General features: G+C 69.1%; 19 protein-coding genes. 8 read left to right on the forward strand and 11 right to left on the reverse strand.

The annotated features are described in order from the left end of the window. Positions 1-22 precede the first annotated feature (22 nt). Genes ABT313_RS17460 through ABT313_RS17470 form a run of 3 tightly spaced genes read right to left on the reverse strand, consistent with a single transcriptional unit; the run spans position 23 to position 2,650 of the window. On the reverse strand, positions 23-838 hold the full coding sequence (locus ABT313_RS17460) for an ABC transporter permease (RefSeq protein WP_350854142.1): 816 nt from the start codon (positions 836-838) through the stop codon (positions 23-25). Continuing rightward, positions 831-1,637, reverse strand: a complete 807-nt coding sequence (locus tag ABT313_RS17465; protein ID WP_350854145.1) for an ABC transporter permease — start codon at positions 1,635-1,637, stop codon at positions 831-833. Before ABT313_RS17465 ends, ABT313_RS17460 begins: the two co-directional genes overlap by 8 nt. Then, positions 1,634-2,650 carry an ABC transporter ATP-binding protein gene (locus ABT313_RS17470; RefSeq protein WP_350854148.1) on the reverse strand — a complete coding sequence of 339 codons (1,017 nt, stop codon included), beginning with the start codon at positions 2,648-2,650 and terminating at the stop codon, positions 1,634-1,636. Before ABT313_RS17470 ends, ABT313_RS17465 begins: the two co-directional genes overlap by 4 nt. A 183-nt stretch (positions 2,651-2,833) precedes the next feature. Between ABT313_RS17470 and ABT313_RS17475 the strand changes: the two genes are divergently transcribed. Both ABT313_RS17475 and ABT313_RS17480 read left to right on the forward strand, forming a co-directional pair. Then, complete coding sequence (locus ABT313_RS17475) at positions 2,834-3,385, forward strand: MarR family winged helix-turn-helix transcriptional regulator (protein ID WP_329004728.1); 552 nt, start codon at positions 2,834-2,836, stop codon at positions 3,383-3,385. A 74-nt stretch (positions 3,386-3,459) separates the two neighbouring features. After that, positions 3,460-4,992, forward strand: a complete 1,533-nt coding sequence (locus tag ABT313_RS17480) for a molybdopterin-dependent oxidoreductase (protein ID WP_350854152.1) — start codon at positions 3,460-3,462, stop codon at positions 4,990-4,992. Here the strand turns inward: ABT313_RS17480 and ABT313_RS17485 are convergent. After that, positions 4,973-5,515 carry a TetR/AcrR family transcriptional regulator gene (locus ABT313_RS17485; protein WP_350854155.1) on the reverse strand — a complete coding sequence of 181 codons (543 nt, stop codon included), beginning with the start codon at positions 5,513-5,515 and terminating at the stop codon, positions 4,973-4,975. The genes ABT313_RS17480 and ABT313_RS17485 overlap by 20 nt on opposite strands. An 81-nt stretch (positions 5,516-5,596) precedes the next feature. Between ABT313_RS17485 and ABT313_RS17490 the strand changes: the two genes are divergently transcribed. Next, positions 5,597-6,439 (forward strand): NAD(P)H-binding protein, encoded by an 843-nt coding sequence (locus ABT313_RS17490; RefSeq protein ID WP_350854158.1) that lies wholly within the window; start codon positions 5,597-5,599, stop codon positions 6,437-6,439. Here ABT313_RS17490 and ABT313_RS17495 read toward each other — a convergent pair. Next, entirely contained in the window at positions 6,436-7,044 is a 609-nt protein-coding gene (locus tag ABT313_RS17495) for a TetR/AcrR family transcriptional regulator (RefSeq protein WP_350854161.1), read from the reverse strand. The two genes, ABT313_RS17490 and ABT313_RS17495, sit on opposite strands and share 4 nt — an antisense overlap. A gap of 58 nt (positions 7,045-7,102) precedes the next feature. Here ABT313_RS17495 and ABT313_RS17500 point away from each other — a divergent pair, with 58 nt between their 5' ends. Genes ABT313_RS17500 through ABT313_RS17510 form a run of 3 tightly spaced genes read left to right on the forward strand, consistent with a single transcriptional unit; the run spans position 7,103 to position 10,350 of the window. After that, complete coding sequence (locus ABT313_RS17500) at positions 7,103-7,801, forward strand: ATP-binding cassette domain-containing protein (RefSeq protein ID WP_350854166.1); 699 nt, start codon at positions 7,103-7,105, stop codon at positions 7,799-7,801. Next, positions 7,798-9,861 carry a YhgE/Pip domain-containing protein gene (locus ABT313_RS17505; protein ID WP_350854169.1) on the forward strand — a complete coding sequence of 688 codons (2,064 nt, stop codon included), beginning with the start codon at positions 7,798-7,800 and terminating at the stop codon, positions 9,859-9,861. Before ABT313_RS17500 ends, ABT313_RS17505 begins: the two co-directional genes overlap by 4 nt. After that, the gene (locus ABT313_RS17510; RefSeq protein ID WP_350854172.1) at positions 9,862-10,350 is read left to right on the forward strand and encodes a DinB family protein; all 489 of its coding nucleotides are present in this window, start codon (positions 9,862-9,864) and stop codon (positions 10,348-10,350) included. Between the two features lie 758 nt (positions 10,351-11,108). On the opposite strand, the gene ABT313_RS17515 is transcribed toward ABT313_RS17510, so the two are convergent. The 3 genes from ABT313_RS17515 to ABT313_RS17525 form a co-directional block, all read right to left on the reverse strand. Continuing rightward, complete coding sequence (locus tag ABT313_RS17515; protein ID WP_350854175.1) at positions 11,109-12,647, reverse strand: hypothetical protein; 1,539 nt, start codon at positions 12,645-12,647, stop codon at positions 11,109-11,111. A 133-nt stretch (positions 12,648-12,780) separates the two neighbouring features. Next, positions 12,781-13,443, reverse strand: coding sequence for an N-acetylmannosamine-6-phosphate 2-epimerase (locus ABT313_RS17520; RefSeq protein WP_350854178.1), 663 nt, complete (start codon positions 13,441-13,443; stop codon positions 12,781-12,783). Continuing rightward, positions 13,440-14,327 carry an N-acetylglucosamine kinase gene (locus ABT313_RS17525; RefSeq protein ID WP_350854181.1) on the reverse strand — a complete coding sequence of 296 codons (888 nt, stop codon included), beginning with the start codon at positions 14,325-14,327 and terminating at the stop codon, positions 13,440-13,442. The genes ABT313_RS17520 and ABT313_RS17525 overlap by 4 nt, the downstream gene beginning before the upstream one ends. Positions 14,328-14,411: 84 nt before the next feature. On the opposite strand from ABT313_RS17525, the gene ABT313_RS17530 reads away from it, so the two are divergent. Next, positions 14,412-15,497, forward strand: a complete 1,086-nt coding sequence (locus ABT313_RS17530; protein WP_350854184.1) for a glycoside hydrolase family 172 protein — start codon at positions 14,412-14,414, stop codon at positions 15,495-15,497. Here ABT313_RS17530 and ABT313_RS17535 read toward each other — a convergent pair. Then, positions 15,494-16,921 carry a gamma-aminobutyraldehyde dehydrogenase gene (locus tag ABT313_RS17535; RefSeq protein ID WP_350854187.1) on the reverse strand — a complete coding sequence of 476 codons (1,428 nt, stop codon included), beginning with the start codon at positions 16,919-16,921 and terminating at the stop codon, positions 15,494-15,496. The genes ABT313_RS17530 and ABT313_RS17535 overlap by 4 nt on opposite strands. A gap of 8 nt (positions 16,922-16,929) precedes the next feature. Then, entirely contained in the window at positions 16,930-18,531 is a 1,602-nt protein-coding gene (locus ABT313_RS17540; protein WP_350854189.1) for an amidohydrolase, read from the reverse strand. Positions 18,532-18,679: 148 nt separating this feature from the next. Between ABT313_RS17540 and ABT313_RS17545 the strand changes: the two genes are divergently transcribed. Then, positions 18,680-20,059, forward strand: coding sequence for an aspartate aminotransferase family protein (locus tag ABT313_RS17545; protein ID WP_350854191.1), 1,380 nt, complete (start codon positions 18,680-18,682; stop codon positions 20,057-20,059). 134 nt (positions 20,060-20,193) lie between these two features. On the opposite strand, the gene ABT313_RS17550 is transcribed toward ABT313_RS17545, so the two are convergent. Continuing rightward, entirely contained in the window at positions 20,194-20,748 is a 555-nt protein-coding gene (locus ABT313_RS17550; protein ID WP_350854194.1) for a TIGR03086 family metal-binding protein, read from the reverse strand. Positions 20,749-20,778: the final 30 nt, after the last annotated feature.

Genomic DNA, 20,778 nt, shown 5'->3' on the forward strand with positions numbered 1-20,778 from the left:
ATCCACAGGCCCTTCGCGGGGGTCAGCTCCCGGGGCTCGTGTACCTGGGCAGCAGGCGGACGAAGCAGGCGTAGCCGAGCGCGAACACCGCGACTCCGGCCAGCGGCGACACCGCGATGAGCCAGCCGGGAAGGGGTACGTCGGCGGTGCGGCCGAGCAGGACCGTGGCCGGAAGGAACGCGATGAACGCCATCGGGAACGCCGTGCAGAAGCTGAAGAAGACGCCGCGGCCGAACATCGTCAGCGGGTAGCCGGAGAAGCGGGTGATCATGTCGTCGGCGAAGATCCGGAGTGAGAACGTCGAGGTGGCCACGAACGCCAGGCCGCAGAAGAAGGTCTGGATCCCGGTCTCGACCAGACTGCCGCCGACGACCGCCAGGATCAGGTAGACGAGCTTCGGCGCGGTCCAGTCAACCGGCGCACGCCAGCTGAAGATGATCAACGCGCCGACCCCGAGGAGCCCGTCCCCGAGCGCCATCAGCCGGAATTCACGCGTGACCAGCTGCAGGAACGGGCTGACCGGACGCAGCAGATACCGGTCGAAGTCCCCCTCGCGGACGATGAAGTCGGTCATCATCAGCGAGCCGAACGGTACGACGTACAGCGCGTGCGAGGCCAGCCGCATCGAGAACACGAACGCGATCTCCGGAAACCCCCAGCCCGCGATCAGCCCGAACTTCGACAGCAGCACACCCAGGAACAGCAGCTGCGTTCCCTGGAAGGCCACGCCGCCGATCAGCGTGGTCCAGAAGTTCACCCGGTACTGGAGCTGGGCCCGCAATGCGGCACGCTCGAGGATCACGTATTGCCGGAACCAGGACGGGGCATGGTCAGCCACCCTGGACCACCACCTTGTGCCGGGCCCGCTCCCAGACAGCCCTCAGGAGCAGCGTGAGGACCGCGAACCACACCAGCTGCATCCCCACCAGAGCCAGCGCTTCGGCCCCACGGGTCTGGCCGAGGTACAGCGACACCGGTGTGTAGACCTGTGCCTGGAACGGCAACCACTCGATCGACGACCGCAGCCACCCCGGCATGAACCACAGCGGGATCAGCGACCCGGACAGGAACGAACTGCCGAACCGGTAGACGATCAGCGGCCCGCTGATCTCGAGCGTCCAGAACGCCACCATCGACACGATCAGGTTGCACAGCATCGCGATCACCGCTCCGAACACCGCGGCAACGACCGCGAGCACCAGCGCCGTCCCGCCCGGCGGCAGCACCAACGCCCCGACGACGCCGGCGGCCGCCAGACCGGCAGCAGCCAACGGCAGCCGGGCGAGGAGTACGCCGAGGTTCTGCCCCAGGGCCTGCCACATCAGGCCGAGGGGCCGGGTCAGGTCGGTGGCAATCTGCCCGGTGTGGATCCGCATCGGCAGCGTCGAGAACTGCCACGGCAGCAGCGCCGACTGCAGGCAGGCGGCGATCGCGGCGTACGCAACTGCGGTCCGGCCGTCCACGCCGTTGACCGGCGGACGTCCGGAGTACACGATCCGCCAGACCGCGATCGCGAGCACCACCTGGATGACCAGCGTCACCGCACCGGTGAGGAGATCACCGCGGTAGATCAGCACCGACCGCGTCCCGGCGCGGGTCATCCCGCGGAACGCGCGGACCTGCGGCGACGTACTCACGTCAGCAAACCGTCGTACAGCTGGGCGATCACGTCGGTCAGCCGCGGGTCCACGATCGACAGCTCGTCCACCTGGTACACCTGCGAGGCCCGGGCGATCAGCTCGGGCGTGGTGATCTCCCGCGGGTCGAAACGCAGTACGACGCTGCGGTCCGGGTACGGCAGGACTGCACCGACCGCGCTGGTCTCCACCTCGGTCGCGTACGGCATGTCGGTGACCCGGCGGATGCTGCGCTCGGCAAGTGTCAGGATCAGGAACCGGTGCGGCATGAAGCGTTCCTTCAGCCGGGACAGGTCACCGTCGTACAGCACCGTGCCGGAGTCGATCACGATGATGCGCTGACACAGCCGCTCGACGTCCTCCATGTCGTGGGTGGTCAGCACGACCGTGGTGCCGTCGGTGCGATTGGTCTCCGCGATGAACTCGGTCAGCCGGGCCTTCGCGACCACGTCCAGCCCGACGGTCGGCTCGTCCAGGAACAGGATCGACGGCTCGTGCAGCATCGCCGCGACCAGGTCGCCGCGCATCCGCTGCCCCAGCGACAGCGAGCGGACCGGGGTGTCGAGGAAGTCCTCCAGATCGAGCAACTCGGTGAACAGCCCGACGCGCTTGCGGTACGCCGACCGGTCGAGGTCGTACAGATCCGCGAGGACTTCGAACGAGTCGCGCAGTGGCAGGTCGTACCAGAGCTGGGTCCGCTGGCCGAACACGACGCCGATGTTGCGGGCGTTGCGGGCGCGGTCGCGGGACGGCTCGAGCTCGGCCACCCGGCAGACCCCGGACGTCGGGGTGAGGATCCCGGTCAGCATCTTGATCGTGGTCGACTTGCCGGCGCCGTTCGGGCCGAGGTACCCGACCAGCTCACCGGGCTCGATCTCGAAGTTCACCCCGTTCACGGCACGGGTAGTCTCGCGCTTGGTGCTGAACAGGGCGCGCAGCCGGGGCAACCGCCCCGGGAGCACGGCAGGACGGCTGAATTCCTTGACCAGATCGGCCGCTTCGATAGCCGGCATACACACCCTCCCCAGCGAGCGGAACGGTCATCCTCTCACCGATCCACGCCCGGCGCAGGTGAAAAACTCCGTGCTAGACCAGTTCGTCCGATACGCTCAGAGGTCTTGCGATTGCGGGTCGATCTGTAGCCGAAGAGTCACCCCGTGTAGCGAAGTGACCTAGTCAGCTAATAGAGTCCGCGCATGACCATCGCGCCTTCGCTTTGCTCGCCCCTAGCGCTCGCCGATGCAGAACCCACTCGCGCCGCCGAACCCTGGGAAAGCGACGTGCTGACGGCCTACGGGCTGCTGCGAGAAGCAGCAGCCGAGCTGGATCACCTGATGCGCCATTCTCTGAAGCGCAGTGGACTGCAAATGGCAATGTTCGAACTGTTGCTGCGGCTCGCCCGCAGCCACGGTGAGAAGCAGCGTCTGACCTCGCTTGCCCGGGAGTTGACCGTCACCACCGGCGGCATCACCCGGCTGGTGGACCGAGCCGAGAACCTCGGGCTGGTACGCCGGGAGCCCTGTCCCGACGACGCCCGCGGCTCGTTCGCCGTCCTGACCGAGGAGGGGAAGCGGCGGTTGCGCGAAGCACTGCCGGACCACCTCCTCGAGATCGACAGCCTCTGGATGTCCCAGCTTGCCGACGACCGTGACCTCGTCCTCGGCAAGCTCCGCCGGGTCCGGGACAACGCCCGCCGCTGGCCGAACGGCCGGCCGGGGCTCGGACCCATCACCCCTGACCGAATCTGAGATCGGCATTACCCGCGACTAACGAATGGGGCGCCCGGCTGGTGTCGGGCGCCCCGTCGCGCAATGGTTGAGAAGTGAAGCAACAAGCTGACCCGCAGGCGCCCAGCGGGACCAGATGGCGCGGAGCCGTCGGCGGCATCCTCGCGGCACTGGCAGGACTCGCGGTCGGCAGCGTGGCAGCCGGCATCCTCGGCACCCCGCAGACGCCCGTCGTGGCGATCGGGTCGGCGTTCATCGATCGCGTGCCGCCGTGGCTCAAGGACCTGGCAATCTCGTGGTTCGGCACGCACGACAAGACCGCGCTCCGGGTCGGCATCCTGATCGTCGTCGTGATCCTGGCCGCGGTCGGCGGGATTCTCGCCGTACGACGGTATTGGGCCGGCGCCCTGATCACGATCGCGCTGAGCGCTGTCGCGATCGCCGCCGCCTTCACGCGCGCGGACTCCGGGCAGACCGGGTTCCTGCCGTCAGCATTGGCCGGCGGTACGGCGCTCCTCGTCCTGCGCCTGTTCAGCCGTCGGCTCGAACCACTCATCGATCATCCCGACGACGGCGTCAGCCGCCGCGGGTTCCTGCAACTGTCTGGCGGCGTCGCGCTCGGCTCGGCAGCGTTCGCTCTGCTCGGCAAGGTCGTCGGCGGGAACCGCGCCGCGGTCGCGAGCGCCCGCAAGCAGCTCCAGCTTCCGGAGCCGCCGTCGCTGACTCCGCCCGCCGGCGTCCAGGCCGAGGGCGCCGTACCGTGGGCGACTCCGAACGAGGACTTCTACCGCATCGACACCGCGCTCTCCGTACCGCAGATCGTGCCCGCGGACTGGAAGCTGCGCATCCACGGGATGGTCGATCGCGAGATCAACCTGACCTTCGACGACCTGCTCAAGCGGCCGGTCGTGCACAAGTGGGTGACGCTGACCTGTGTCAGCAACGAGGTCGGCGGCGACCTGATCGGGAACGCTCTCTGGTCCGGCGTACTGCTGAAGGACCTGCTCGAGGAGGCCGGTCCGTCCAAGGATGCGGACGCGATCCAGTCGACGTCGAAGGACGGGTTCACCGCCGGTACGCCGCTTCCGACGCTGCTCGACGACCGGCAGGCGATGCTCGCGTTCTCGATGAACGGCCAGCCGTTGCCGGTCGAGCACGGGTTCCCGGTGCGCATCGTCGTACCCGGGCTGTACGGCTACGTGTCGGCGACGAAGTGGCTGGTCGACATCGAGGTGACGCGGTTCGACCAGTTCGAGGGGTACTGGACGCCGCGCGGGTGGTCGGAGCTCGGGCCGATCAAGCTGTCGTCGCGGATCGACGTACCGGGGGGCAAGAAGCTCGACCCGGGACCGGTGACCGTGGCCGGCGTGGCGTGGGACCAGCATGTCGGCGTGTCGAAGGTCGAGGTCCGCGTCGATGGTGGCCCATGGCAACAAGCGACACTGGCCACGGACGCGTCGATCGACACCTGGCGGCAGTGGCACTGGACCTGGGACGCACCGCGCGGCAACCACGTCCTGCAGGTACGGGCGACCGACGACAAGGGCAACGCACAGATCGAGGCCTCCGCACCCCCAGCGCCGAACGGCTCGACCGGTCTGCACACCGTCAACGTGAAGGTGGGCTAGCGCGCAGTCCCGCTATCGCTACCTCCAGACCGAGGCCGCGCCGCTCCGGTGGCAGGCGGCTCTCGGTCGCGAGGACGCCGGCCAGGATCGCGTGTACTTCGGCAGCCGTGACATCTGCTCGTACGACGCCCGCCCCCTGTGCGGCGGCCAGCAGGGAGTCGAACGCACCGGACAGCCGGGCGGCGGACGCGGCACCTTCCGTCCCGATTGTGCCGTCGAGCGCGGCGGACAGGACGAGATTGTCCCGGCCCGAGTCGACGAGCTCGGCAAGGTAGATGAAGAAGTCCTCGGCCTGATCGCCCAGCTCGGCCGCGCGCCCGGCCAACTGGTCGAGCCGGTCGGCGATCACGGCGCCGATCAGCGCCTCCTTGGTCGGGAAGTGCCGGTGGACGGTCCCGGCGCCGACACCGGCGCGCTCGGCGATCGTGTCGAGTGGGACGTCCACACCGTCCCGGCCGAACGCCTCCCGGGCCGCAGTCAGGATGCGGGCACGGTTGCGGACCGCGTCGGCACGTGGGCTCACAAACTCCTCCTAGATAAACGGGGCGCTCGCCCCGTATAGTTACCGGGGCGATGGACCCGGTTATCAGTCTAGGAGAGCGACATGACATTGGCAGTCACAGGTGGCCACGGCGAGTTCGGCTCGGCGGTCGTCGCGCGAGTGCGGGCGCTGACCGATCAGCCCGTGGTGGCGACGGTCCGCGAGCCCGGGCGGGGCGAACCTGTGCCGGGGGTCGAGTACCGCCCGGGCGACTTCGACGATCCGGCTCGGTTGACCGCTTCGCTGGCCGACGTCGAGACGGTGCTCGTCAATGCGACGTTCTTCGGCGCTGATCCAGCACAGCGGCTGCCCCGGGTGACGGCGGCGATCGATGCCGCGGTGGCGGCCGGAGTACGGCGGATCGTGCTGACCAGCTGGCCGCAGCCCGCGTCGATGCCGACAGTCCAGGACTACCGCGTCCTGGAGGAGACCGTGCGCGCCGCCGGGGCGAAGTGGACGATCGTCCGAATGAGCGTCGGCCTGGCCGATGCGCTCGCGCGCGACATCGTGTGGGGGCGGAAGACCGGGGAGTTGGTGGCGCCGGCGGCGGGCGCGGTGGTCACGCCGGCCGCGCTGAGCGACCTCGCTTCGGCTACGGCAGCCTTGCTGGTGAACCCGTCCGACGATCTCCTGGAGTTGACCGGCCCGGACCGGGTCGGATGGGACCAGCTCGCCAGGCTGGCCAGCGTACCGTTCCGCGCTGTCTCGGATGAGGAGTACGTCGCCTACCTGACCGGGACGTTCCAGTTGCCGGAACCTGCCGCCCGGCAGTTGACCGCGCTCTACGCGGACTTCCGCGGCACGTGGGCCAGCACGCCGACGAGCACGCTCACCGACCTGCTCGACGACCAGGTGACGTCGGGCCTGGACGCCGTACGGCGACGCGTCGACCGGTTCCCCGCTTAGTCGTTCCTGGTCACCGCTTCCAGAACCATCGGCAGGAAAGTGTGCTCGAGCTCACCGGGCGGCAGTTTGCCGGGCTCGAGCAGGCTTTGGGAGCGAGCCCCCTCGTGTACGGCGATGACCAGGCGGACGAACTGCTCCGCCGGCACGCTGAGGGTGAGACCGCTGGTCTCGGTGATCTGCTCGACCAGCTTCGTCAGCCGGTCGCGGAACATCGCCCGCTGCTGGTTCAGCGCCCGCGCCGCCTCCGGGTCGCGGAGTGCGTGCAGCGTGAACTCGGTCGAGATCAGATGCCACTGCCGGTCGTCCGGCGCGGTGTCGTCGAGCAGGCCCAGTACGGCGTCGAGCAGCGTGCCGGGCTGATTCGCCAGCTCGGGGAGCAGCGCCTCGATCTGCTCGAGCAGCCGGTCGGTCGTGGCCTGGAAGAGCGCGAGGACCAGCTCGTCCTTGGACGCGAAGTTCGAGTAGAACGCGCCGCGGGTGAAGCCGGCCCGCTCGCAGATGTCCTCCACCGACGCGCCGTGGAGCCCGCGCTCGGCGAACACCTCCAGCGCACCTTCGAGCAGGCGGGCCCGGGTGTTGGAGCGGCGGCGCTTGGGCGTTTCCATACGAGTAGGATACAGTTCTGTATTGAATACACAACCGTATTGAATCGGGGGACGCAGGATGGAGCTCGAGGCCACCAGGATCAGCGTGCAGGGTCCGCACGCGACGATGCTGCACGCCACGTCGGTGTCGGTCGCAGATCATCAGGTGGTGCTGCTGACCGGATACCCGGGCGCTGGGCACGTTGCGGTCGCGCTGGGTCTGTCCGGGCGGCTGAAGCCGGACACCGGGACGGTGCGGCTCGACGGCAACGCTGACCCGGCTCTACTGCGGCGACGGGTCGCCGTGGTCGACGCGCCGGGCATTACCGAGCCGGACGACGCCCTGCCAGTGCAGACGGTTGTCGGCGAGGAGCTGGCCATCGCTGGTCGCAAGGCGGGTCGGAAGGCCGTGCTGGAGTGGCTGGACGAGCATGACGCCGCGGAGCATGCCGGCAAACGGTTCGAGCACCTGCCGGTCGCAGTACGGACCAGACTGCTCGCGGAGCTCACGGTGGCGCGTCTCGACGTACAGGTGGTCATTCTGACCATGCCGGATCGACATGGTGGTGATCCGCATGGGTGGTTCGCGCTGGGGCGGGACCTGGCGGCGCAGGGGTACGGCGTGATCATCACCTGCGCTGACGCCTCCGCACGGCTGCTGGATGTGAAGGCGGCGCAGATGGGCGAGACGGACCAGCCTGATCCGGTGCAGGTCGCTGCTGTGGCTCCGGTAGCTCCGGTTGATGCAGTCGATTCAGTTGAGGAGGAGAGCGAGTGACGGCGCTGCGGATGGCTCTGAGCGAGTTGCGGCGTCTGACGGCCGGGCGGCTGCCGAAGCTGGCCGTGGTCGCGTTGCTGCTGGTCCCGGTGCTGTACGGCGGGCTGTACCTGTACGCGAACCACGATCCGTACGGCCGGCTCGACAAGATCCCGACCGCTGTCGTCGTCGAGGACGCCGGTACGACGCTGGCGACCGGCGAGAAGCTGAACGTCGGACCGGAGGTCGCCGCGGAGCTGGTGAAGTCGAAGAGCTTCGACTGGCACGAGGTCGACCGTGCGGACGCGACGTCGGGGGTGTCGGACGGCAAGTACGAGTTCGCGCTGGTGCTGCCGAAGTCGTTCTCGTCCGATCTCGCGTCGAGTGCGGAGTTCACGCCGCGTCAGGCGCAGCTGGAGCTGCTGACGAACGACGCCAACAACTACATCGCGCACACGATCGCCAACCAGGTCGTCGCGCAGGTGACGAAGACCGTGGCCTCCGAGGTCAGCGAGACGGCGGCGTCGCAGCTGCTGGCGGGGTACAACACGATCCACAAGCAGGTGAGCTCGGCGGCTGCTGGTGCCGCGCAGCTGTCGCAGGGGTTGGCGTCGGCGGCGACCGGGGTCGGGAAGTTGCAGACCGGGGCGGCCCAGCTCAACACTGCGCAGAAGCAGCTGTCCGCCGGTGCGACGCAGTTGGCGACGGGTACTGCGCAGGCGTCGCAGGGCGCAAGCTCGCTGGCCGCCGGCGCTTCGAAGCTGGACAACGGCCTGGGTACGTTGAAGCGGAAGACGTCGACGCTGCCGAAGCAGACGAAGTCGTTGGCCGCCGGTGCGGATCAGGTTGCCGATGGCAACGAGAAGATCGCCGGTGCCGGGAAGCAGGTCGCGGCCGCGTCGAGCACGCTGGTGAAGGACCTGTCGACGTTCGACAGCCGGCTCGCGGCGCGGTTGAAGGCGCAGGGCTTCAGCCAGCATCAGATCCGCGAGGTTCTGCTGGAGACGGCGAAGCTGCGCGCTCCCGTCGTACGGGCGAACACCAAGATTCAGTCGACATCGAAGCAGCTCAACCAGCTGGCCGTCGGGGCACGGAAGGTCTCGAACGGCGCTGCCGCGCTGGCGGATGCGACGCCGGCGCTGACGAGCGGGATCACTGCGGCGGCTGATGGGGCGGATCAGCTCAACAGTGGTGCTGGTCAGCTGAAGACTGGGCTGGGCAGCTTGCAGACCGGTGCTGCGCAGCTCGCGGCTGGCGAGAGGCAAGCCGTTGTGGGGCAGGGGCAGTTGCTGACCGGCGTGAACAGTCTTGCCACCGGCGTGGGTCAGCTGAAGACCGGTGCGACGCAGCTGAACACCGGGCTGGCTCAGGGCGTCAAGCAGATCCCGAACCCGTCTGCCGACCAGCGCAAGGCAGTTGCTCAAACGCTGGGAGCTCCTGTCACCTTGCAGAACGTCTCGCAGGCGACGGCCGACAGCTATGGCGCCGGTCTGGCTCCGTTCTTCCTCAGTCTGGCGTGCTGGATCGGTGCGTACGTGCTGTTCCTGCTCGTCCGGCCGTTGTCGCCGCGTGCCCTTGCGGCACTGCAATCGCCGTTCCGGGTTGCGCTTGGTGGTTGGTTGCCTCCGGCCCTGTTTGGGGCGATCCAGGCCACGCTCGTGTTCGTTGCCGTCGTACTCGGGCTCGGGATCCACGCCGCCCATCCTTGGCTGACGGTCGGGTTCCTGATCCTGACGTCGTTCACCTTCGTCGCGATCCTGCATGCGTTGTCGGCGTGGTTCGGTGCTGTGGGCAAGTTCCTTGGTCTGGTGCTGATGGTCGTCCAGCTGGTGAGTGCCGGCGGTACGTTCCCGTGGCAGACCATCCCGGCGCCGCTGTACTTCTTCCACCACGCCCTCCCGATGAGCTACGCCATCGACGGCGTACGACACCTCATGTACGGCGGACCTGGTGCCTCCCTCGGCCGCGACCTGCTCGCGCTCGGCGCGTGGTTCGCGGTCGCCCTGGCCGCGTCGACCCTGGCTGCCCGCAAGCAACGCGTCTGGCCCGCCAAGAAACTCCAACCGGAACTGGCGCTCTAGATGGAAGACCTGGTTCGCACTGCCGGGGAACGCGAGGTCCTGGAGGCCTTCCTGGACTCACACCGGCAGGTCACGGTGGACAAGCTGCGCGGTTTGTCGGAGGCGGACGCCCGACGCCGGCTGGTGCCGTCGGAGACCACGCCGATCGGTCTGGTCAAACACCTGACCGGCGTCGAACGCAACTGGTTCCAGCACATCGTCGCCGGCCACCCGCGGGACGAGATCCCCGGCGAGTCCCGCGGCGGACCGGACAGCTGGCAAGTGTCGGACGGTGAGACGGTCGCCGCAGTAATCGCCGCCTTCGAACAAGCCTGCGCCGAGTCCCGCCGAATCACCGCTGACCTCCCACCCGACCACCAGGTCCCCCACCCCGCCGGCGGCCAGGTCACCCTCCGCTGGATCTACCTCCACCTCCTCCGAGAACACGCCCGCCACAACGGCCACGCCGACATCCTCCGAGAACAACTAGACGGCACCACCGGCGCCTAGCTCCCACCACCCGCGGTACGCCGAGCTCGCCGTACACGAGCCCGCCGTCCCCCGTCCCCCGTCCCCCGTCCGCCGGTCCGTCGCTCGTCCGCCGGTCCGTCGCCCGTCCGCCGGTCCGTCCCCCGTCCGCCCGCTGACCGCTGCCCGCTCCGCCGAGTCGTGACAATCGGCTGCGTTTGAGCAGCCAATCCTCACGACTGGGCGATCCCGCCAGGAACCACTTGCCACGACTCGGCGACCTCAGTCAGCCCAGCCGGGATGTGCCGACCCCTCAGCCGCGCGCGGGAGTGAGCGGCGCAGCCGCAGGTGGGAGCGAGCGGCGCAGCCGCAGGTGGGAGCGAGCAGCGCAGCCGCAGGTAGGAGCGAGCAGCGCAGCCGCAGGTAGGAGCGAGCAGCGCAGCCGCAGGGAGTGGTGCACGTGCGGAAGGGAGCTCGGGTAGGGAGTGGGTGGGCGGCGCGCGGGGCGGGCGGCGCAGCCCCTGGCTGGGGTGGGTGGTGCAGCCCCGGGCAGCGTGGGTGGTGCAGCCCCGGGCAGGGTGGGCGGCGCGCGGGGGCGGGCGGCGCAGCCCCTGGCTGGGGTGGGTGGTGCAGCCCCGGGCAGCGTGGGTGGTGCAGCCCCGGGCAGGGTGGGTGGTGCAGCCCCGGGCGGGGGTGGGTGAGGGGGGTACGGAGCCGGGGGCGGAGTGGGTGCGTGACGCGCGGGGCGGCCGTGGAGGAGTTGGTGGCGGATCGGGTGCGGCGGGGGTGATCTGCCGTGGCTACTGGTTTACGAAGGTGGCGGTTTCGGTGAGGAGTTGGTTGGTGGTGGGTTGGTCGAAGAAGGTTATGAGGGCTTCGTAAGTGCCGGCTTGGGCGGCTGAGGGGTCTACTACGTAGCCGTAGTAGCCGTCGGTGTAGCCGATTACCCGGGTTATCGGGTGGGTGCTGTCGGACTGGAGGCAGGCTCCGTGGACGGCGAAGAGTTCTACGGGGAGGTTGATCCAGCAGACGTCGCCCATGGTCACGGCGCTGACGGGGAGGTCGAGGGCCGAGGGGAGGTTGGCCGCAGCCATCAGGGCCTGGCCGCGGGCGCCATCCAGGCGCGTTTGGGAGATGCGCCCGGACGGGTCGTCAACCGCGGCCCGGGTAATCGCGCCGGAGGCAGCTGCGGCAGGTCCCGAGGCGAGCGCGCCAGGTCCCGAGGCGAGCGCGCCGGGCCCCGAGGCGGTTCCGTTGGGCCCGGAGGCCGTCGCGCCGGGCCCGGAGGCCGTCGTGCTGGATCCGGCTGCGGTTGCGCTGGGTGCGGAGGTGGTCGCGCCAGGCTCGGAGGCCGTCGCGCCAGGCCCGGAGGCCGTCGTGATGGATCCGGCTGCGGTTGCGCTGGGTGCGGAGGTGGTCGCGAGCTGTTCGGTGGCGGTTGCGAGCTGTTCCGCCTCGGTGAGGAGTTTTTCGGCGGCGGTTACCAGGGCTTCAGATTCGTTGGCGGGTGGGATGTTGCGGACGGGGAGGGTTAGCGTCGTACGGCGGATTGCGGGGACCGACTGGGGGAGTTCGAGGCCGGGGCCGGCGAGGGACTCGCGGACGCGGGTTGCCAGCAGGGTGCCTAGGCGGGTGACTTCGGCGGCGCCGCGGCCCTGGCGGGTGAAGCGGGGGCTGACGTCGCCGGCGGCGCCTTGGAGGAAGCCGACGACCGCGGGGGCGAGGGCGGCGCGCGCGGCGCCCGGCCAGTCGGCGGAGTAGCGCATGTTCTCGGGGCCGTACGTCGTCGGGTGGCACGCGAAGTCGAGCAGGACCGCCTCGAGCGAACCGGTCAGCGAGTGCAGCGCAAGGATTCCGGCCGTGTTGTCGTGCGGCCCGTTGCGGCGGTGCCGGTTCGTGCCGACGCCGACCACCTCGACCGAACGCCACGACGCGGTCACCGGCTGAAGCGTGAGCTGCGCGCCCCGCAAGGCAGCGACCAGCGAGTCGACCAGCGAGCGCTCCTGCTCAGCTGGGATGACGGGGTGAATCTCGCCAGTCCATCCCGACGGCCCCGAGTGCGTGTGCGACGCCGAGACGACCACGTGCGACGGCGGGATACCGGCGGCGGCCCCGGCCGCCTCCGCGAGCTCGCGGGCGAGCGTGGAGCTGACCGCGATCGCGTCGAGCGTGAGCCAGAGCACACCGGGGTCGTCCACGCTCGACAGCCAGATCATCGTGGCGCACAACGGGTCCGCAGTACTGGTCGCGACACCGGCGCGGGCGGCGTACCCGTCGAGCCGGTGGCCGGGCGGCGGAGTGACGTCCAGCGACGTCGCGGCCAGGAGGAGTTCGGTCACGAGGAGGCTCCAACTGTCATACCGGCAGTGATGTGACGTTGGAAGCCAAGATAAACGGTCAACACCGGAATTATCGAGGTCGTCTCGGCAAGGGGCCGCACACGGCGGTGGAGCAGGCGCATGTGACCAGTCTCTATCGGACCGGAAGGGCGCCGGCCAGGCGGGCGGTGATCTCCATCGGATTGGTGATCGCGGTACCGACCACGACGGCGTACGCGCCCGCCTCGCAGACGGCACGGACATCGTCCGGCGTCGAGATCCGTCCTTCGGCGATGATCGGGCAGGTCAGCTCGGCCGCAAGCCGGCGGACCAGGTCGACGTCCGGCCCATCCGGCGTACGGCTGTCGGTGTACCCAGACAACGTCGTCGCGACGAAGTCCGCGCCCGCGTCCCGGGCCGCGAGACCGGCATCAAGGCTGTCGACGTCGGCCATCACCGGTACGCCGAGTTCGTCGTGGATCCGCACGATCAGCCGCACCAAACTGCCCGGACGCCGGCGCAACGTCGCATCGAGCGCGACCACGTCCGCGCCGGCCGCGACGACACCAGCGGCGGCCTCGTACGTCGGCGTGATGAAGACGCCGGCCGGATCCCCCAGCTTGTGCAGCCCGACGATCGGCAGGTCGGTCACCGCCCGGATAGCGGCGATGTCCTCCGGCCCGTTGGCCCGGATCGCGCCGGCGCCGCCTGCCTCCGCGGCCTGCGCCATCAACGCCATCGCTGCGGGTCCGTGGATGGGGTTCTCGGGACCTGCCTGGCAGGACACCACGAGGCTGCCGCGGGCAAGGACTCTCATCGGCGATGCGTCACAATCAGGTCGGCGTACGTCCCGGCTGGTCCGCGTGCGAGACGTTCTGCGCCGTCGAGCGAGTTGCCCGCCGCAGGCGTGAGCCGCGCGCGCGGCGGGAGAGCGTCGCGGACCGGCGCCAGCAGCTGCTCGCCCGCGCCGTTGAACAGACCGCCCACACAAGCGACCGGCACAGGTCCCTCACCGGCCAGTTGCGCGACCGCGGCACCGATCGTCTCAGCGATGTCGCGGGCTGCGAGTACGACGACATCGTGCGCGACCGGATCGCCCTCGGCCGCACACCGCAGTACTTCGGGAGCGAACCGCGCCACATCGTCGACCAGCGTCGAGGACCGGTAGAGCGTCACCGGATCGAGGGCGGTCTCCGCGAGCTTGGTGACCGGCCCGCGACCGTCGCGTGACCGCTGTACGGCGACCAGCCCGGCGCGGCCGATCGCGAACGCACTGCCGGCGTCCCCGAACAGGTACCCGTGCCCGTCCAGCTTCCGCCACGTACCGTCACGATCGACCGCCAGGCAGACGAGTCCGGTGCCCGCAGCAACAACCACGCCGTACCCCTCGGGCAGCGCGCCGGCGTGCGCCGTGACCATGTCCTGGGTCAGTCGCACCTCGTCCGCGTTCAGTAACTCGCCGACGTCAGCCGCGAACTTGCTCGCAGCACCGGATGCCTGCGGGTACCCGGTGAGACCGAGGGCAACGACCTTGACCCGCCCAGTCACCTCGGCCTCCGCCGCGGCGGAGCCGATGGCGTCGAGCATGTTCCGGAGCGCATCCGGTCCGTGCGTGTACCCGGGCCCTTCGCCGGTCCGGCCGGACGGGAGAACGCGGAGTCGAAGGGCGGACTGCCCGCCATCGATGGCAATGCGGCTCATGCAGTGATCCAGTGCGACTAGTCGGTCCCAACGGTTGACCGCAGCGTACTCATCAGGCTCCCCGACGCCATAGGGTCGTTGCCCATGGCTGACTTCAACGGGCTCGACGTTCATCTCGGCAACGTGGCGCGGCTGTCGTCCGCGCGGTCCTATTCGATCAGCGCGGAGAACCCGGACGGCGCGAAGGCCGGCGGCGCGCGGGCGACCGAGGGGATCCTCTCCAAACACGCACGCGACCTCGGTCCGGGCTGGAAGATCCAGCCGTGCATCAACCTCGCGCCCGGGTCGACCACGACCCTCGCGGAGATCGAGGGCTCCGGCGCGATCACGCACCTATGGATCACGGTCGACTCGAAGACTTGGCGGTCGCTGGTACTGCGCGCGTACTGGGACGACGAGGAGACGCCGTCGGTCGAAGTACCGCTGGGCGACTTCTTCTGCAACGGGTGGGGACGGCACTGCCAGGTCAGTTCGGTGCCGATCGCGGTGAACCCCAAGGGCGGGTTCAACAGCTACTGGCAGATGCCGTTCCGGGCCGGTGCGCGGATCACGATCGAGAACCTGCTCGAGACCGAGATCGAGAACTTCTTCTACCAGGTCGACTTCCTTCGCACCGAGGTGCCGGACGACATGGCCTACTTCCACGCGCAGTTCCGCCGCAGCAACCCGGTTCCGTACGGCGAAGTACACACGCTGCTCGACGGTGTCCATGGGCAGGGCCAGTACGTCGGCACGTACCTCGCCTGGGGCTGCAACAACAGCGGGTGGTGGGGTGAGGGCGAGTTCAAGTTCTACCTCGACGGCGACGACGAGTACCCGACGATCTGCGGGACCGGCACGGAGGACTACTTCGGCGGCGCCTGGGCGTTCGAGCATCCGCAAGGGCAGTACGCGACGTTCACCACGCCGTACCTGGGGATGCCGCAGGTGATCGAGCCGAGCGGGTTCTCCGACAACCAGCAGCGCTTCGGTCTTTACCGCTGGCACATCCAGGACACGATCCGCTTCACCGAGGACCTCCGCGTCACTGTCCAGGCGCTCGGCTGGCGTCGCGACGGCCGCTTCCTCCAACTCCAGGACGACCTGGCGTCGACGTCGTACTGGTACCAGACCGAACCCCACGCGCCCTTCCCAACGCTGCCTGGCCGGGACTATCTCGAGGTGATCTAGTCGTCGATGTTCGACATGACGTGCTTGATGCGGGTGTAGTCCTCGAGGCCGTACATGGACAGGTCCTTGCCGTAACCGGAGTGTTTGAAGCCGCCGTGCGGCATCTCGGCGACGATCGGGATGTGAGTGTTGATCCACACGCAGCCGAAGTCGAGGCGGCGGCTCATCCGCATCGCGCGGCTGTGGTCGCGGGTGAACACGGACGAGGCGAGCCCGTACTCGACGCCGTTCGCCCAGCGCAGCGCTTCGTCCTCGTCGGTGAAGCGCTGCACGGTGATGACGGGTCCGAAGATCTCCTGCTGGATCGCGTCGTCGTTCTGCAGCAGACCTGACACGACGGTCGGCGCGTAGAAGTACCCGCGCTCACCGACGATCGAGCCGCCGGTGCGGACGGCCGCGTGGTCGGGCAAGTTGCGGACGAACCCGTCGACCCGGTGCAGCTGCGCCTCGTTGTTCAACGCGCCGTACGTCGCCTGCGGGTCGTCCGGCGCACCCGTGTGGGTGTGGTTGGCCTGCTCGGTCAGCGCGTCGACGAAGTCGTCATGGATCCGCGGACCGGCGAGCACCCGCGTCGCCGCCGTACAGTCCTGACCTGCGTTGAAGTACCCGGCGGCCGCGATCGCCTGTGCCGCCTTCTCCAGATCCGCGTCGTCGAAGACCACGACGGGCGCCTTGCCGCCGAGCTCCAGGTGCGTCCGCTTCAGCTTCCGCGCCGCCGACGACGCGACCTCCATCCCGGCCCGCACCGAGCCGGTGATCGCGACCAGCTGCGGTACGTCGTGGTCCACCAGCGCACGCCCGGTGTCGCGATCGCCGCAGACCACGTTCAGCACGCCCGGCGGGAGAAACTCCTGCGCCACTTCGGCGAGCAGCACCGTCGACATCGGCGTCGTGTCGCTCGGCTTGAGCACGATCGTGTTCCCGGCCGCGAGCGCCGGCGCGATCTTCCAGACCGCCATCATCAGCGGGTAGTTCCAGGGCGTCACCTGTCCGACCACGCCGATCGGCTCCCGACGTACCCAGGAGGTGTGGCCGGCCATGTACTCACCCGCCGACCGCCCTTCCAGCAGGCGTGCCGCGCCCGCGAAGAACCGCAGCTGGTCGACGCACGGCGGGATCTCGTCGGTGACCGTGATCGCGAGCGGTTTCCCCGTGTTGCGGCTCTCCACCGCAACGAATTCGTCCGCCCGCCGCTCCATCGCGTCCGCGATCCGCAGCAGCGCCAGTTGCCGTTCGGCCGGTGTCGTGTCCCGCCAGCTCTCGAACGCCCGCGCCGCCGCCGTCATCGCCTGGTCGACGTCCTCGCCGGCCGACAGCGGCGCCCGCGCGTACGCCGTCCCGGTGGCCGGCGCGATCACGTCGTACATCGCGCCGCTGAGTGCCGCGGCCGGCTTGCCGTCGACGATGTTCGTGATGGTGTCCATGACGGTTCCTATCTGTTGGAGTCGAACACGCACTGGCCCTCGATGTACGTCGCCCGCACTCGGGCCGCTGCGATCTCGTCCGGCGGGCCGGTGAACGGGTCGCGGTCGAGGATCACGAGGTCAGCGAGCGCGCCCGGCTCGATCCGGCCGGTGTCGTCGGCGTGGTTCACCCACGCGCTTGTGCTGGTGTACGCCGTGAGCGCGGTCGCGAGGTCGAGCGCCTGCTCCGGAAAGAACGGCTCAGCCGTGGAGTCGTCGCGGCGGTTGACGGCGACGTGGATCGCGGCGAGCGGGTCCGGGCTCGACACCGGCCAGTCGGACCCGGCGGCGAGGCGTGCGCCGGACCTGGCCAGCGCGCCGAACGGGTACTGCCAGGCCGTCCGCTCCGGGCCGAGGTACGGCACGGTGAGGTCGACCATCTGCTGGTCGTACATCGCCCACAGCGCTTGTATGTTCGCGGTCACGTTGAGCTGCGCGAAGCGCGGGATGTCTTCGGGATGGACGACCTGCAGGTGAGCGAGGTGGTGCCTGCGATCGCTGTCGCCGTTGCGCTGCCGGGCGTGTTCGAAGGCGTCGAGGGCCTCGCGGACCGCGCGGTCGCCGATCGCGTGCACGTGGACCTGGAACCCGGCGGCGTCGAGCTGCGTGATGTTGTCGCGCAACTCGACCGGGTCCACGAACGAGAGGCCGGTGTTCGACGTACGGCAGCCGCAGCCGTCGAAGTACGGCTGGAGCATGCCGGCGGTGAAGTTTTCCGCGACGCCGTCCTGCATGATCTTGACGGTGCCGGTGCGGAAACGCGCGTGGTCCACTGCGTTCCGCCGTACGACGAGGTCCGGGATCTGCTCGGCGCCGCGGTCGCGCTGCCACCAGAGCGCGCCGTTGACCCGCGCCGTGAGTCGTCCGGCGCGGGCGACGTCGAGGTAGGCGTTCGTCGCGTCGGGCATGTTGGCGTAGTCGCCGAGGATCGCGTCCTGCCAGCCGGTGATGCCGAGCGAGTGCAGGTACGCCTGTGCGTCCTTGAGCGCCGCGACAAGCTCGGCCTGCGTGGTCGGCGGTACGTGCCGGCCGACGAGGTCCATCGCGCCCTCGTGCAGGGTGCCCGTCGGGGTGCCGTCCGGTCCGCGTTCGATCCGGCCGTCGGCGGGGTCCGGCGTACCGCGGTCGATGCCTGCCCGGGCGAGTGCTGCGCTGTTGGCCCAGGCGCCGTGGTGGTCGGCGTTCACCAGGAAGGCGGGCCGGTTGCCGGTGACCGCGTCGAGGTCGGTCGCGCGGGGTGCGGCGCCGGGGAAGTCGGGTTGGTGCCAGCCGCCACCGAGGATCCACGGCACATCCGGGTGCTGTTCGGCGTACCGCCGGATCGTCGCCTGGTACGCCGGGAGGCCGTGCGCGGGCGCGAGATCGCACCGGGTGCGCTCGAGGCCGCCCTGCACCGGATGAACGTGGGCGTCGACGAATCCGGGCAGCAGGAGGCCGCCTTCGAGATCGATCGTTTTCGCCCTGCCGGTCTGGTCGGCAGCCACGATCCGGCCGTCGCGGACGCCTACGCTCAGCCCCGGCCGGTACGACGTCCCGTCGAAGACCGCGCCGTTCACGAACAAGGTGTCCACGAAGCTCCCTACGGATTCCGCGCTGGATACGGTTCATGACCGCCGACATCGATAGACTAACGGTTCTTCTGGCACGAAATCACTTGCCTGGAGGCGGTTTTCCGGGCACGATGGCGGGACCGGCCAGCGTGGAGAAGAGGGAAGCCCTATGCCGTCCGACACACCCGACTTCGCGCACTTGCAGCAGTCGGCGCGCGACCACCTGTGGATGCACTTCACCCGGTTGTCGAGCTACCAGTCCGGCGAGGTGCCGGTGATCGTGCGCGGCGACGGGGTGTACATCTACGACGCCCGCGGCAAGCGGTACCTGGACGGTCTCGCGGGCCTGTTCGTCAACCAGCTCGGCCACGGCCGGACGGAGCTCGCCGAGGCGGCGGCCAAGCAGGCCTCGGAGCTGGCGTTCTTCCCGCTCTGGTCGTACGCGCATCCCAAGTCGATCGAGCTGGCCGAGCGGGTCGCGTCGTACGCGCCCGGCGATCTGAACCGGGTGTTCTTCACCAGCGGCGGCGGCGAAGCGGTCGAGTCGGCGTGGAAGCTGGCCAAGCAGTACTTCAAGCTCACCGGCAAACCGGGCAAGCACAAGGTGATCAGCCGCGCGATCGCGTACCACGGTACGACACAGGGGGCGCTGTCGATCACCGGACTGCCGGAGCTCAAGGAGCCGTTCGAGCCCCTCGTGCCGAGCACCTTCCGGGTGCCCAACACGAACATCTACCGCGCCCCGATCCACGGCGACGACCCGGAGGCCTTCGGCCGCTGGGCCGCCGACCAGATCGCGGTCGCGATCGAGAACGAAGGCGCGTCGACGGTCGCCGCGGTCTTCCTGGAACCGGTGCAGAACGCCGGTGGCTGCTTCCCGCCGCCACCGGGGTACTTCGAACGCGTCCGCGAGATCTGCGACGAATACGACGTACTGCTCGTCAGCGACGAGGTGATCTGCGCCTTCGGCCGGCTGGGCCACATGTTCGGAGCCGAGCGGTTCGGATACCAGCCGGACATCATCACCTGCGCGAAGGGCATCACGTCGGGCTACTCGCCGCTCGGCGCGATGATCGCGACGGACCGGCTGATCGAGCCGTTCCTGCACGGGGACACCACATTCGCCCATGGCTACACCTTCGGTGGCCATCCCGTATCGGCCGCGGTCGCGCTGGCCAACCTGGACATCTTCGAGCGCGAAGGCATCAACGAGCACGTCCGGAGCCGGGAGGGGGATTTCCGGGCGACACTCGAGAAACTGCTCGACCTGCCCATGGTCGGCGACGTCCGCGGCGCGGGCTACTTCTACGGAATCGAGCTCGTCAAGGACAAGACCACCAAGGAAACCTTCAACGACGAGGAGTCCGAGCGCCTGCTCCGCGGCTTCCTCTCCAAAGCCCTCTTCGAAGCCGGCCTCTACTGCCGAGCCGACGACCGGGGCGACCCCGTCATCCAACTCTCCCCACCCCTGATCTGCGACCAACCCCACTTCAACGAAATGGAATCAATCCTCAGATCAGTCCTGAAGGAAGCCGAGTCCCTCCTCTAGGAATCCGCCCCGGCGGCTTTGACTCGTCGAGTCGTGGAGATTGGCTGCGAATATCAGCCGAATCTCACGACTCGGGGGACGGGGCGGGAGCCAATCGCCACGACTCGGCGGTGGGTGAGCTGGAGAAGTCGCTTTCAGCAGAGGCGGCCGAGGAAGGCGGCTAGTTGGTCGGCTGGGGGTGCGGTTGGGGAAGGGGTGGTAGCGGGGGCGAAGATGGCTTGGCCTTCTGGGCCTCGGAACGCGTCGACGATGTCCAGGCGGGCTTGGGTGAGGAGTTCGGTGGCTAGGTCGGGGTCCAGGTCGGCGGGGTGGTAGGTGGCTTGGGCCAGGTCCCAGCCGTGGGTGAATTGGTCTCTGGTGACCATGTTGAGGATGTCGGCGCCGGAGAACTTGCCGAACGGTAGCTGGATGGTCCGGTCCAGGACGTCGGGGGACTCGAAGGCTGCCAGGGTGGCTTTGATGGTGTTGTCGTAGGTGGTTAGGAAGTCTTCGGGTGCATAATCCTCCTCGGCGTGCTCGTGGCCGCTGACGGCGGCCGCGCCCCACTGGGCCGAGTTGATGAAGTGGTTGATCAGGGCGCGTACGTCCCATGACGCACACGGTGTCGCCGCCTCCAACTGGCCAGGGCTGACCTCGCTCAGCACGCTTCGGGTGCTGGCGAAGGCACGGCTCAGCTGCCGGGTTGCCACGGATTCACGGTCCACGGTTCGGGTTCCTCT

The sequence above is a fragment of the Kribbella sp. NPDC000426 genome, from assembly GCF_040300265.1.
Lineage (GTDB): Bacteria > Actinomycetota > Actinomycetes > Propionibacteriales > Kribbellaceae > Kribbella.

Coding starts and splice junctions, on each gene's coding strand:
- ABT313_RS17470 (WP_350854148.1), bottom strand. CDS start 2,650: ATGCCGGCTATCGAAGCGGCCGATCTGGTCAAGGAATTCAGCCGTCCT.
- ABT313_RS17475 (WP_329004728.1), top strand. CDS start 2,834: ATGACCATCGCGCCTTCGCTTTGCTCGCCCCTAGCGCTCGCCGATGCA.
- ABT313_RS17490 (WP_350854158.1), top strand. CDS start 5,597: ATGACATTGGCAGTCACAGGTGGCCACGGCGAGTTCGGCTCGGCGGTC.
- ABT313_RS17495 (WP_350854161.1), bottom strand. CDS start 7,044: ATGGAAACGCCCAAGCGCCGCCGCTCCAACACCCGGGCCCGCCTGCTC.
- ABT313_RS17500 (WP_350854166.1), top strand. CDS start 7,103: ATGGAGCTCGAGGCCACCAGGATCAGCGTGCAGGGTCCGCACGCGACG.
- ABT313_RS17510 (WP_350854172.1), top strand. CDS start 9,862: ATGGAAGACCTGGTTCGCACTGCCGGGGAACGCGAGGTCCTGGAGGCC.
- ABT313_RS17520 (WP_350854178.1), bottom strand. CDS start 13,443: ATGAGAGTCCTTGCCCGCGGCAGCCTCGTGGTGTCCTGCCAGGCAGGT.
- ABT313_RS17525 (WP_350854181.1), bottom strand. CDS start 14,327: ATGAGCCGCATTGCCATCGATGGCGGGCAGTCCGCCCTTCGACTCCGC.
- ABT313_RS17530 (WP_350854184.1), top strand. CDS start 14,412: ATGGCTGACTTCAACGGGCTCGACGTTCATCTCGGCAACGTGGCGCGG.
- ABT313_RS17535 (WP_350854187.1), bottom strand. CDS start 16,921: ATGGACACCATCACGAACATCGTCGACGGCAAGCCGGCCGCGGCACTC.
- ABT313_RS17545 (WP_350854191.1), top strand. CDS start 18,680: ATGCCGTCCGACACACCCGACTTCGCGCACTTGCAGCAGTCGGCGCGC.